This is a genomic window from Nonomuraea cavernae (genome assembly GCF_040655715.1).
In the GTDB taxonomy this organism is placed as follows: domain Bacteria; phylum Actinomycetota; class Actinomycetes; order Streptosporangiales; family Streptosporangiaceae; genus Nonomuraea; species Nonomuraea cavernae_A.
This window is the reverse complement of the sequence record NZ_JBFAKL010000027.1, coordinates 117,117-129,881: the sequence shown is the minus strand read 5'-3', so window position 1 is coordinate 129,881 and position 12,765 is coordinate 117,117. Positions and strand designations below refer to the sequence as shown.

Below are 12,765 nucleotides of genomic sequence, written 5' to 3'. Positions count from 1 at the left end.
TGTCGCACTCGTCCAGCAGTAGTTCGGTGGCCACCCGGCCGAGCTGGTAGGTCGGCTGCCGGATCGAGCTGAGCGACACGGCCGAGGCGGAGGCGAAGTCGATGTCGTCATAGCCGATCAGGGACACGTCGTCGGGCACCCGCACGCCCGCGTGCAGCAGGCCGCGCAGCACGCCCAGAGCCAGCAGGTCGTTGGCGCAGAAGAGCGCGTCGGGCAGTGTCCCCTCGGAGAGCAGCTTCTCGGCCGCTTCCTGCCCGGCCTTCGCCGTCATCGTGGGCATCGAGATCTCGCGCAGCTCGCGCGGGTCGTGACCGGCCGCCGTCATGGCCTGGTGCGCGCCCCGCCGCCGGTCCTGGCACTGCCGGATGGAGGCGGGGCCGGTGACGTAGCCGAGCCGAGCAGCCCCGCCGCCCAGCAGGTGGCCGACGGCCAGGGCGCCGCCGGTCACGTCGTTGACCGCGACCGCGCACTGCCCGGACCGGTCGGCGGGATGGTCGACGAGCACCACGCAGATGCCGCGCTCGCGCAGCCGGTCCAGCCGGCTCGGGTCCTCGTCGGACGGGGTGATCAGCACCCCGCGCACCCGCTGCTCGGCGAAGACGAGCAGGTTGCGCTCCTCCTTCAGCCGGCTGCCCGAGGAGTTGCCGAGGATGACCGCGTAGCCGCGTTCGCTGGCCAGGTCCTCGACTCCGGCGGCGACGTCGGTGAAGAACGGGTTGCCGATGTCGATCACGGACAGGCCGATCGTGCGGCTGTGCCCGGCCCGCAACGTGGAGGCCGAGCCGTGCCTGACGAAGCCGAGGTCCCTGATCACCGCCTCGACGCGCTCGCGGGTCTCGCCGGCCACCTTCTCGGGACGGTTGAGCACGTTGGACACCGTGCCGGGCGACACTCCCGCCCTGGCCGCGACTTCCTTGATGCTCACTGTTCTCATCGGTGCCCCCGTGGCTCGTAGACGCGCACGCCCGCGCTTCGTCGTACCAGATCCCGCATCTCGGCCAGATCGCCGACCAGGCCACGTGCCCGTGCCTGGACCAGCGCGTTGCCCAGCGCGGCCGCCTCGACCGGGCCGGCGACCACCGGCAGGCCGGTCGCGTCGGCCGTGAGCCGGCACAGCAGCGCGTTGCGCGAGCCGCCGCCCACCAGGTGCACGACCTCGACAGGGCGGCCGCTGAGGCGCACGGCGTCGGTGACGGCCCGCTGGTAGGCGAGGGCCAGGCTCCGCAGGATGCATCGTACGACCTGGGCGCGGCCGTCCGGCGAGCGCTGGCCGGTGCGGGCGCAGTAGGCGGCGATGCGGCCCGGCATGTCGCCGGGCGGCAGGAACGACGGGTCGTCGGGGTCGATGACCGCGTCGGTCCCGGCCCGCTCGGCCTCGGCCAGCAACTCGCCGAGGTCCAGGCCGGGATCGCCCCAGGCGCGCAGGCACTCCTGCAGGATCCACAGGCCCATGACGTTGCGCAGGTAGCGGGTGGTGCCGTCGACGCCGGCCTCGTTGGTGAAGTTGGCCAGGCGGCTCTCCTCGGTGAGCACGGGGGCGGGCAGCTCCACGCCGACGAGTGACCAGGTGCCGCAGGAGATGTAGGCGAAGGCGGGGGTCGTGGCGGGCACGGCGACCACGGCGGAGGCGGTGTCGTGGGAGGCGACCCGGGTGACCGGGGTGGCGTGGCCGAGCTCGGCGGCGACGTCCTCGCGGAGCGGGGCGACCGACGTATCGGAGATCTGGGGAAATATCTGGCGGGGGAGCTTGAGCTGGGAGATGAGGTCCCAGGCCCAGTCGCGGCGCGTCACGTCGTACAGACCGGTGGTGGAGGCGTTGGTGCGCTCGGCGGCGAGCTCGCCCGTCAGCCAGTAGGCGAGCAGGTCGGGGATCAGCAGCATCGTCGCGGCCCGGTCCAGCCGGTCGCGGAGCAGTTGGTTGACCGTGTTGAAGGGCAGGAACTGCAATCCCGTCACCTCGTACGGGTCCACCCGCTCCGTGACGGCGGCGGTGCGGTCGTCGCGGTAGTGCACCGGGTTGCCGATCAGCCGCCCGTCGCCGTCGAGCAGGCCGTAGTCGACGCCCCACGCGTCGATCCCGATCGACTCGGCGGGGCCGGCCCGGCGCAGGCCGTCGAGGACGCCGCCGTAGAGCGACAGGATGTCCCAGTGCAGGGTCCCCGACACCCGCACGGGCCGGTTGACGAAGCGGTGCGCCTCGGCCAGCTCGACCTTCCCGCCGACGAGGTCGGCCGTCATCACGCGCCCGCTGGAGGCGCCCAGATCCACCGAGGTGAAACGCATCCTTTGATTAAAACGTATCAATCACAGTTCTGCCATGGGTCCGGTGAGGCCATTGACGCTCGCTGGTGCAGCGCCTACATTCCGGGGTCAGCCGGTTAAAACGTTTGTCATCCGGAGGATGCGTGAGCGTTCCCCCCACCCTCGCGCTCTCGAACGTCAGCAAGTCGTTCGGGGCCGTCAAGGCGCTTCGCGACGTCTCGCTGGAGCTGTTCGCCGGTGAGGCGCACGCCCTCGCGGGAGAGAACGGCGCGGGCAAGTCCACGCTCGTCAAGACGCTCGCCGGCGTCCACCGGCCGGACAGCGGCCAGGTGCTGCTCGACGGCGAGCCTGTCGTCTTCGCCGGTCCCGCCGACGCCCAGCAGGCCGGTGTGGCCGTCATCTACCAGGAGCCGACGCTCTTCCCCGACCTGTCCGTGGCCGAGAACATCTTCATGGGCCGCCAGCCCCGCCGCGCGCTCGGCCGGATCGACCGCAGGTCCATGCACGCCCAGGCCCGTGCCCTGTTCGGGCGGCTCGGGGTGACGCTCGACCCCGAGCAGCCCTCGCGCGGCCTGTCCATCGCCGACCAGCAGCTGGTCGAGATCGCCAAGGCGCTCTCCCGCGACGCCCGGGTCCTGATCATGGACGAGCCGACCGCCGCTCTGTCCGGCAACGAGGTCGCCCGGCTGTTCTCGGTGGTGGAGGCGTTGCGCGAGCACGGGTGCGCGATCCTGTTCATCTCGCACCGGCTCGACGAGATCTTCTCGCTCTGCCAGCGGGTCACGACCCTGCGGGACGGCGCCTGGATCGCCGGCGAGCCCGTCGCCGGGCTCACGCACGACGACCTGGTCCGCCGCATGGTGGGCCGCGAGCTCGGTGCGCTCTACCCCAAACAGGACGCAGCCGTCGGCGACGTCGCCCTCAGCGTCGAACGGCTGACCCGCGAGGGCGTCTTCACCGACGTCTCCTTCGAGGTACGGCGCGGCGAGATCGTTGCCCTGGCCGGGCTCGTCGGCGCCGGCCGGAGCGAGGTGGCGCGGGCCGTCTTCGGCGTCGACCGGTGGGACGCCGGTTCCGTCACGGTGGACGGCCGCCATCTGCCCGCCGGCAGTCCCACGGCGGCCATGGACGCCGGTCTGGCCCTGGTGCCCGAGGACCGCCGCCAGCAGGGCCTGGTCATGGAGCTGTCGATCGAGCGCAACATCGGGCTGACCGGGCTGCGCTCCCTGCGCCGGGGGCTGACCATCTCCCGCAAGGCCGAGCGCGACCGGGCCGCCGACTGGGCGGTGCGGTTACGGCTCAAGTTCGCCCGGCTCGGCGACGGGGTGGGCGTGCTGTCCGGCGGCAACCAGCAGAAGGTCGTGCTGGCCAAGTGGCTGGCCACCGAGCCGTCCGTGCTCATCGTGGACGAGCCGACCCGCGGCATCGACGTGGGCACCAAGGCCGAGGTGCACCGCCTGCTGTCGGAGCTGGCCGGGCAGGGCATCGCGGTGCTGATGATCTCCTCCGACCTGCCGGAGGTGCTCGGCATGGCCGACCGGGTGCTGGTCATGCACGAGGGACGGCTGGCCGCCGAGATCCCGCGCGCCGAGGCGACCGAGGAGAGCGTGATGAACGCCGCCACCGGGAGGGCCGCATGACGACCGCCACCAGGAGGGCCGCCACCGGGAGGGCCGCCACCAGGAGGGCCGCGAAGGGGAGGTCCGCATGACGACCGCGACCGCGCCGCCCGAGCGGGCCGCCGCTCCGCGCAGCGCCCGCGGCCTGGTCGACCTGGTCTTCCGGGCTCGCGAGCTGAGCCTGGTGATCGCCCTGGTCGCGCTCGTCGGCGGCACCACCGCCGCCAACCCCAACTTCCTGTCCGGCCAGGGCATCGAGGACATCCTGCTCAACACGGCCATCCTGGCGCTGCTGGCCGTCGGGCAGTCGATCGTGGTCATCACCCGCAACCTCGACCTGTCCGTCGGCTCGGTGGTGGGGCTGGTCGCGTTCGTCACCGGCGACGTGCTGGCGAGCGGCTGGGGCCTGGTGCCGGGGGTCGTGTTCGGGGTGGCGGTCGGCGCGGTCTGCGGCCTGCTGAACGGCCTGCTGGTCAGCTTCTGCCGGGTGCCCGCCCTGGTCGTCACCCTCGGCACGCTCTACGTGATCCAGGGCGTCGGCCACTACCTCGCCCACGGCCGGCAGATCAACGCGGTCGACCTGCCGCCGGAGCTGCTCGCCCTGGGCAACGGCGCCGTGTTCGGCGTGCCGTACCTGCCGCTCATCACGCTCGTGTTCATGCTGGCGATCGGCTACTACCTGCGCTCCTACCCGAGCGGCCGGGAGTTCTACGCGATCGGCTCCAGCCCGGAGGCGGCCCGGCTCGCGGGCGTGCCCGTGCGGCGCCGCGTCCTGGCCGCCTACCTGGTCAGCGGCTGCCTGGCCGGGCTGGCGGGCGTGCTCTGGCTGGCCAGGTTCGGCACCGTCGTCGGCGACTCGGCGAACGGCTGGGAACTGCTCGTGATCAGCGCCGTCGTCGTCGGCGGCGTCGCGATCACCGGCGGCGTCGGCAGCGTGTACGGGGCGGCGCTCGGCGCGCTGCTGCTCACCACGATCGGCAGCGCGCTGGTCGTGCTCCGGGTCAACCCGTTCTGGCAGCAGGCCATCACCGGGGCGCTGCTCCTGATCGCGATCAGCGTCGACAGGGTGCTCGCCCTCAGGCTCGCCCGCCTGCTCAGGAACAGGAGCCGCCATGGCTAGAGTGCTGCGCTGGGACGTGCTCGTCGCGTCCCTGCTGATCGTCGTGTTCGCCGGCGGCTCGTTCACCTCGCCCGGTTTCGCGAGCGTCGACAACCTGTCGTTCGCGCTCGGCGACCTGGGCGAGATCGCGCTCATCGCGCTGGCCATGACCATGCTGGTGGTGGCCGCCGAGGTGGACCTCTCGGTCGCCTCGGTGCTCGGCCTGTCCAGCGCGCTGGTCGGCGCGCTGTGGGACGGCGGTATGGCCATCGAGACGATCATCCCGATCGTCGTGCTGGTCGGCGCCGGGTGCGGCCTGGTCAACGGCCTGCTGGTGACCAGGCTCGGGCTGCCGTCGCTGGCCGTCACGATCGGCACGCTCGCCCTCTACCGCGGCCTGGCGTACGTGGTGCTCGGCGACAGGGCCGTGGCCCAGTTCCCGCCGGACTACACCGCGCTGGCCGTGGGCGACGTGCCCGGGACGCCGATCCCGTACCCGATCGCGCTGTTCGTGCTGCTCGCCGTCGTCGTCGGCGTCGTCCTGCACGCCACCGGCTTCGGCCGCTCCCTGTACGCGATCGGCGCGCAGGAGCAGGCCGCGTTCTTCGCCGGAATCCGGGTCAAGCGGATCAAGCTGCTGCTGTTCGTCGTCTCCGGGACCGTCGCCGCGTTCGCCGGAGTCATCTTCACCCTCAGATACGGCTCCGCCCGTGCCGACAACGGCATGGGCATCGAGCTCGCCGTCATCGCCGCCGTACTCCTCGGCGGCGTCGACTTCGACGGCGGCAAGGGCACGCTCGGCGGCGTCATCGCCGGAGTGCTGCTCATCGGGCTGCTGCGCAACCTGCTCATGCTCGGCGACGTCTCGACCGAGATCCAGTCGATCGTCACCGGCCTGCTGCTCATCGTGTCGGTCCTCACCCCCCGTCTCGTCTCCCTCGTCAGGCCGGCCCTGAAAGGAACCCCATGACCCCGATGCGCCTCACCGCCGTCGCCGCGCTGCTCACCCTGGGCATCGCGGGATGCGGTGGCACCACCAAGTCGAGCGTGACCTCGGCGCCCGCGCAGGCGCCGGCGTCCTCCGCCGCCGCCACCGCGAACCCCGACGCGCCGCTCAAGCAGGGACTCAAGCTGGCGTTCCTGCCCAAGCAGATCAACAACCCGTACATGACGATCGTCGCGACCGCGGGGGCCGAGGCGGCCAAGGAGTTCCAGGGCGAGGCCAAGGAGGTCGGCCCGTCCGACGCGTCGGCGTCCTCGCAGATCTCCTACATCAACACGCTCACCCAGCAGGGCCACGACGCCATCCTCATCTCGGCCAACGACCCCAACGCCGTCTGCGGCCCGCTCCAGCAGGCCCGCACCAAGGGCATCAAGATCGTGTCGTACGACTCCGACGCCGCGCCGGAGTGCCGTGACCTGTTCATCAACCAGGCCAGCTCCGAGGAGGTCGGCCGCAGCCAGCTCAAGCTGCTCGCCGAAATGATCGGAAACAAGGGCGAGATCGCGATTCTGTCGGCCACGGCCAACGCCACGAACCAGAACACCTGGATCGACTTCATGAAGGACGAGCTGGGCAAGCCCGAATACAAGGACATGAAGCTGGTCAAGGTGGCGTACGGCGACGACGACGACCAGAAGTCGTTCACCGAGACCCAGGGCCTGCTCCAGGCCTACCCCGACCTGAAGGGGATCATCTCGCCCACCACGGTCGGCGTCTCGGCCGCGGCCCGCTACATCTCCGGCTCCAAGTACAAGGGCAAGGTCGTCCTGACCGGCCTGGGCACGCCCAACCAGATGCGGCAGTTCGTCAAGGACGAGACGGTCCAGAAGTTCGCCCTGTGGAACCCCAAGGACCTCGGCTACCTGGCCTCCTACGCGGCGGCGGCGCTGGCGTCGGGGCAGATCAGCGGTGCCGAGGGCGAGACGTTCAAGGCGGGCAAGCTCGGCGAGCGCACGATCGGCAAGAACGGCGAGGTCATCCTCGGCCCGCCGTTCACCTTCGAGGCCGCCAACATCGACCAGTTCGACTTCTAGGAATGATCTTTTAACAATGATCAAGGAACGGCTGCGCGGGCAGCGCATCGAGACCCCCTCCTGGGCGTACGGCAACTCCGGCACCAGGTTCAAGGTGTTCGCCCAGCCAGGAGTGCCGCGCGACCCGTACGAGAAGCTGGCCGACGCCGCGCGGGTGCACCTGCACACCGGCGTCGCGCCGACCGTCGCGCTGCACATCCCGTGGGACCGCGTCGACGACTACGCGCACCTGGCCCGGCACGCCGCCGGGCTGGGCGTGGGCATCGGGGCGATCAACTCCAACGTGTTCCAGGACGACGACTACAAGCTCGGCAGCGTCACCCATCCCGACCCGGCGGTCCGCCGCAAGGCGCTCGGCCACCTGCTCGACTGCGTGGACATCATGGACCTGACCGGGTCGGACACCCTCAAACTGTGGTTCTCCGACGGCACCAACTACCCGGGCCAGGACGACATCAGGGCCCGCCAGGACCGGCTCGCCGAGGCGCTCGCCGCCGTCTACGAGCGGCTGGGGGAGGGGCAGCGGTTCCTGCTGGAGTACAAACTGTTCGAGCCCGCCTTCTACACCACCGACGTGCCCGACTGGGGCACCGCCTACGCCCACTGCGTCAAGCTCGGCCCCAAGGCGCAGGTGGTGGTCGACACCGGCCACCACGCGCCGGGCGTCAACATCGAGTTCATCGTGGCGTTCCTGCTGCGCGAGGGGAAGCTCGGCGGGTTCGACTTCAACTCGCGCTTCTACGCTGACGACGACCTGATGGTGGGCGCGGCCGACCCGTTCCAGCTGTTCCGCATCATGTTCGAGGTCGTCCGGGGCGGAGCCCTGGACGACGGGGAGAAGGAGCGAAGCGCCGAGCTTTCCGGGGGGCATGCGGGGGGCGAAGTCCCCCGCAGGGTGGCGTTCATGCTCGACCAGTGCCACAACATCGAGCCCAAGATCCCCGGCCAGATCCGCTCGGTGATGAACGTCCAGGAGGCCACCGCCAAGGCGCTGCTCGTCGACCGTGACGCGCTGGCCGCCGCGCAGCGCGCGGGTGACGTGCTCGGCGCCAACGCCGTGTTGATGGACGCCTACAACACCGACGTCCGGCCGCTGCTCGCCGAACTGCGCGAGGAGATGGGGCTGGCGCCGGACCCGATGGCCGCCTACGCCCGGTCCGGCTACTTCGAGAAGATCGCCGCCGAACGTGTCGGGGGCGCCCAGGCAGGGTGGGGAGCCTGATGCGGGCCGTACGCGAACTGCTGGAAAGGTCGCACGCGCTGGGCGCGGACCCGCGCAACACCAACTACGCGGGCGGCAACACCTCGGCCAAGGGCAGCGTGACCGACCCGGCGACGGGCGGCGAGGCGGAGGTGATGTGGGTCAAGGGCTCCGGCGGCGACCTCGGCACGCTCACCGAGGCGGGCCTGGCCGTGCTGCGGCTCGACCGGCTCCGCGCGCTCACCGCCGTCTACCCGGGACAGGAGCGCGAGGACGAGATGGTCGCGGCGTTCGACTACTGCCTGCACGGCAGAGGCGGCGCCGCGCCGTCGATCGACACCGCCATGCACGGCCTGGTCGACGCCCCGCACGTCGACCACCTGCACCCCGACTCGGGCATCGCCCTCGCGACCGCCGCCGACGGGCCCGAGCTGACGGCGCGGATCTTCGGCGACCGGGTGGTGTGGGTGCCGTGGCGGCGGCCCGGCTTCCAGCTCGGGCTCGACATCGCGGCCGTCAAGGCGGCCAGCCCGCGGGCCATCGGCTGCGTCCTCGGCGGCCACGGCATCACCGCGTGGGGCGCGACCAGCGAGGAGTGCCAGGCCAACTCCCTCGACATCATCCGCACCGCCGAGCAGCACATCGCCGAACACGGCCGCCCCGACCCGTTCGGCCCGGTGATCCACGAGCCGCTGCCGGAGCGGGAGCGTCACCGCAGGGCGGCCGAGTTGTTCCCGGCGATCCGCGGGCTGGCGAGCACCGACGCCCGCCAGGTCGGCCACTACACCGACACGGCCGGGGTGCTCGACTTCCTGGCCCGCGCCGAGCACCCCCGGCTGGCCGCGCTCGGCACCTCCTGCCCCGACCACTTCCTGCGCACCAAGGTCGCCCCGCTGGTGCTCGACCTCCCGCCGGACGCGCCGCCCGCCGACGTCCTCGAACGGCTTCGCGAGCTGCACGCCCGCTACCGCGACGACTACACCGCCTACTACCGGCGCCACGCCGGACCGGGCTCGCCCCCGATGCGCGGCGCCGACCCGGCGATCGTGCTGGTGCCCGGGGTCGGCATGTTCAGCTTCGGCAAGGACAAGCAGACCGCCCGGGTCGCCGGGGAGTTCTACGTCAACGCGATCAACGTGATGCGCGGCGCCGAGGCGCTGTCCCGCTACCGGCCGATCGACGAGGCGGAGAAGTTCCGCATCGAGTACTGGGAGCTGGAGGAGGCCAAGCTGCGCCGCCTGCCCGCGCCCAAGCCGCTGGCCGGGCGGGTCGCCCTGGTCACCGGCGGTGGCTCCGGCATCGGCGCCGCCACCGCCCGCCGGCTCGCCGCCGAGGGCGCCTGCGTGGTGGTCGCCGACCGCGACCACGCGTCCGCCGCCAAGGTCGCCGCCGAGCTGGGCACGGGCGCGCTCCGCCAGGAGGACGTCGCCGTCGCCGTCGAGGTGGACGTCACCTCCGAGGAACAGATCCTCGACGCCGTACGGCAGGCGGTCCGCGCGTTCGGCGGCCTCGACCTGGTCGTGAACAACGCCGGGCTGTCGCTGTCACGGTCCCTGCTGGACACCACGGCCGCCGACTGGGACCTGCAGCACGACGTGATGGCCCGCGGCTCGTTCCTCGTCTCCCGGGAGACGGCGCGCGTCCTGATAAATCAGGGCATGGGGGGTGACCTCGTGTACATCTCCTCCAAGAACGCCGTGTTCGCCGGGCCGAACAACGTCGCCTACGGCGCGGCCAAGGCCGACCAGGCCCACCAGGTACGGCTGCTCGCCGCCGAACTGGGCGGCCACGGCATCCGGGTCAACGGCGTCAACCCCGACGGCGTGGTCCGCGGCTCCGGCATCTTCGCCTCCGGCTGGGGCGCCAACCGGGCGGCCGTCTACGGGGTGGAGGAGGAGCGGCTCGGCGAGTTCTACGCCCAGCGCACCCTGCTCAAGCGGGAGGTGCTGCCGGAACACGTGGCCGCCGCCGTCTTCGCGCTCACGGCCGGCGACCTGTCACTGACCACCGGCCTGCACATCCCGGTCGACGCGGGGGTGGCCGCCGCCTTCCTGCGGTAGTCGGCGCCCGGTCCCCGTCCGCGGTCTGAGAGATTCGTCGTCCTGCCCCGCCCGTGGGTCGCAGCACGGACTCTCGGCCGGTCGACGTTCCACCGCCGTCTGGTACGCGACCCACTTGGCATCCCTCAGCCAGGTTGACGGAGAAGTCTCAGCGCGGCCTCCGCAATGGACGACGTGTCGATCTGGTGGCTGCGGTACACGTCCTCCAGTGAGCCGCCCTGCCCGAAGCCCGAAACACCGAGGCAGGACACCGCGCTCCCGGTGAACGTGCCGAGGAAGGCGAGCGTGTGCGGATGCCCGTCCAGCACGGTCACCAACGGCGAACGGCGGGAGGCCGGAAAGATCTCGTCCAGGATCGACGTCCCGTCGCCGGATCGGCCCGCCGTCATGGCCCGCCACAAAAGGTCGTAGGAGGTGACGACGACCACGTCACAGGCGACACCGGCCTGATCCAACCGCTCGGCCGCCTCGATCGCCTCCGGCACCAGCGCACCGGCGGCGGCGAGGGTGACATCGGGTACCCCCGGCACGGACCGGAGACGGTATCCACCGCTCAGCACGGCTCGCCGCCGCCGCTCCCGGCCCGCCGCGTCGGCCGGAACGGCGGCCAGTTCCTGCTCGATCGGCCGCGTGGTGAGACGCAGGTAGGCCGACTCGCCATCGGCCCGGCCGAGACGAGACAGCGCGTGCAGGAGGCACCATTCGGCCTCTACGGCGAAGGCCGGCTCGTACGTGGTGACGCCAGGCTGTTGCAGGCCGAGCGTCGGGGTGACGACGCTCTGGTGCGCGCCGCCCTCCGAAGCGAGCGTGACCCCCGATGGGGTGCCGACCAGGATGGACCGCCCGCCGGCGTACGTGCCGAACGACCACGGCTCCAACGCGCGCCCCACGAACGGGTCGTAGATCGTGCCGATCGGGAGGAGCGGCTCGCCCACGGTCATCCAGGTGGCGCCGAGTTCGCCGAGCAGGCCCATCAGATTGACCTCGGCGATCCCCAGCTCGATGTGCTGACTCCGCGGCGACTCACGCCACCGGATGAGGCGGTCGCCGTCCTCCGCGAACCAGTCATGGCGTTCACGGGGCGACCACACGCCGACGCGGTTGATCCAGCCGCCGGCGTTGGTGGAGCTCGCGACGTCGGGGGAGACGGTCACCACCCGGGCCGCGACGTCCGGCGCGTCTCGGGCGAGGTCGCCGAGCACGCGTCCCAGGGTCGCCTGCGTCGACTGACGTCCTCGGTAGCGCCGGCCGAGCTCTGCGGGCACCGCGGGCGGCTCGTTGCGAGGGGATTCCTCGCGCCGCAGGCGGGCGGCGACCTGGGCGCAGAGCCGGTCAGCGGGGGAGCCCGCCTCGAAGGGGCGCCACGGGTGCTCCGGATCGGCGCCGGTCCGTTCGGCGAGCTGCGCGTACTGGCCGTCCGACAGCAAGGCCGAGTGGTTTCCCGGGTGGCCCTCGATCGGCAGGTTCCAGCCCTTGATCGTGTAAGCGAACACGACCGTGGGGCGGGTGGGGTCCGCCGTGGCGAAGGCCCGCGACAGTTCCACCATGTCGTGCCCGCCGAGGTCACGGATCAGCGCCGCGATCTCGGCGTCATCGCTGTCGCGCAGCACTCGTCGCAGGGCGGGGCCGTGGAGGCCGCCGCCGATGAGCCGTTCGCGCAGTTCCGAGACCGGCGACCGCAGGAGCCACTGGTACTCTTCGTTGCTCATCTCGTCGATCCGGCGGCGCAGGGCCTCTCCGCCGGCCCGGGCGAACATGCGGTGCAGCTGACGGCCGTACTTCACCTGAACCACGTCCCAGCCGGCGGCGGCGAACATGCCGGACCACCTTCCGATGGCGATGTCCGGCACGACCCGGTCGAGTGACTGGCGGTTGAGGTCCACCACCCAGAGGACCTCCCCGAGATGGGAGACCATGGGGTCGGCCACACACTCCCAGATCGCGCCCTCGTCCAACTCGGCGTCGCCGAGAAGCGAGATCTGGCGGCCCCCGGCCTCGGCGCCGAGGCGGGCCGCGAGGAAGCGCCTCGCGATCGCGCCCCAGACGGGTGCGGTGGCTCCGATGCCGACGCTACCGGTGGAGTAGTCAGGGTGGTCCGGGTCCTTCGTCCTGGACGGGTACGGCTGGAGGCCGCCGTACTCACGCAGTCGTGGCAGATAGCTGCTGTCGAGTCGTCCCAGCAGGTAGTTGATCGCGTGCAGGACGGGGGACGCGTGGGGCTTCACCGAGACCCGGTCCTCCGCCGTGAGACCGTCGAACCACAGCGCGGTCATCAGGCTCACCATGGACGCCGACGACGCCTGGTGGCCGCCGACCTTGATGCCGCTCGGATTCGCCCTGACCCGGTTCGCGTGGTGGACCATGGAGGTCGCGAGCCACAACACCTTCTGGGCCACCTGGTCGAGGACCGCTTCGTCCGGGGCCGGGTTCTCGTCCATGGACGAGGCGCTGAATTCAGGAATGGCCGACACGTTCTCTCCTGTGGCT

9 protein-coding genes are annotated in these 12,765 nt (G+C 71.6%); 6 read left to right on the top strand and 3 right to left on the bottom strand.

Annotated features, from left to right (window positions below; all coding sequences use genetic code 11):
- Both AB0I38_RS31950 and AB0I38_RS31945 read right to left on the bottom strand, forming a co-directional pair.
- A partial coding sequence (locus AB0I38_RS31950; RefSeq protein ID WP_358488126.1) for a LacI family DNA-binding transcriptional regulator occupies positions 1–934 on the bottom strand: 934 nt, incomplete at its 3' end.
- Positions 931–2,283, bottom strand: a complete 1,353-nt coding sequence (locus AB0I38_RS31945; RefSeq protein ID WP_358488121.1) for a rhamnulokinase — start codon at positions 2,281–2,283, stop codon at positions 931–933. The genes AB0I38_RS31950 and AB0I38_RS31945, both read right to left, overlap by 4 nt.
- 122 nt (positions 2,284–2,405) lie before the next feature.
- Between AB0I38_RS31945 and AB0I38_RS31940 the strand changes: the two genes are divergently transcribed.
- The 6 genes from AB0I38_RS31940 to AB0I38_RS31915 all read left to right on the top strand — a co-directional run bounded on the left by AB0I38_RS31940 (position 2,406) and on the right by AB0I38_RS31915 (position 10,278).
- A complete protein-coding gene (locus AB0I38_RS31940) occupies positions 2,406–3,902 on the top strand; it encodes a sugar ABC transporter ATP-binding protein (RefSeq protein WP_358488115.1) in 1,497 nt (498 codons plus the stop codon).
- 67 nt (positions 3,903–3,969) lie between these two features.
- The gene (locus tag AB0I38_RS31935) at positions 3,970–5,001 is read left to right on the top strand and encodes an ABC transporter permease (protein ID WP_358488112.1); all 1,032 of its coding nucleotides are present in this window, start codon (positions 3,970–3,972) and stop codon (positions 4,999–5,001) included.
- A complete protein-coding gene (locus AB0I38_RS31930) occupies positions 4,994–5,950 on the top strand; it encodes an ABC transporter permease (protein WP_358488106.1) in 957 nt (318 codons plus the stop codon). Before AB0I38_RS31935 ends, AB0I38_RS31930 begins: the two co-directional genes overlap by 8 nt.
- Complete coding sequence (gene rhaS, locus AB0I38_RS31925; protein ID WP_358488102.1) at positions 5,947–7,017, top strand: rhamnose ABC transporter substrate-binding protein; 1,071 nt, start codon at positions 5,947–5,949, stop codon at positions 7,015–7,017. The genes AB0I38_RS31930 and rhaS overlap by 4 nt, the downstream gene beginning before the upstream one ends.
- 16 nt (positions 7,018–7,033) lie before the next feature.
- A complete protein-coding gene (gene rhaI, locus AB0I38_RS31920) occupies positions 7,034–8,239 on the top strand; it encodes an L-rhamnose isomerase (RefSeq protein ID WP_358488098.1) in 1,206 nt (401 codons plus the stop codon).
- Positions 8,239–10,278, top strand: a complete 2,040-nt coding sequence (locus tag AB0I38_RS31915) for a bifunctional aldolase/short-chain dehydrogenase (protein WP_358488094.1) — start codon at positions 8,239–8,241, stop codon at positions 10,276–10,278. The genes rhaI and AB0I38_RS31915 overlap by 1 nt, the downstream gene beginning before the upstream one ends.
- Before the next feature lie 125 nt (positions 10,279–10,403).
- On the opposite strand, the gene AB0I38_RS31910 is transcribed toward AB0I38_RS31915, so the two are convergent.
- Entirely contained in the window at positions 10,404–12,749 is a 2,346-nt protein-coding gene (locus tag AB0I38_RS31910) for a transketolase-like TK C-terminal-containing protein (protein ID WP_358488091.1), read from the bottom strand.
- Positions 12,750–12,765 lie beyond the last annotated feature (16 nt).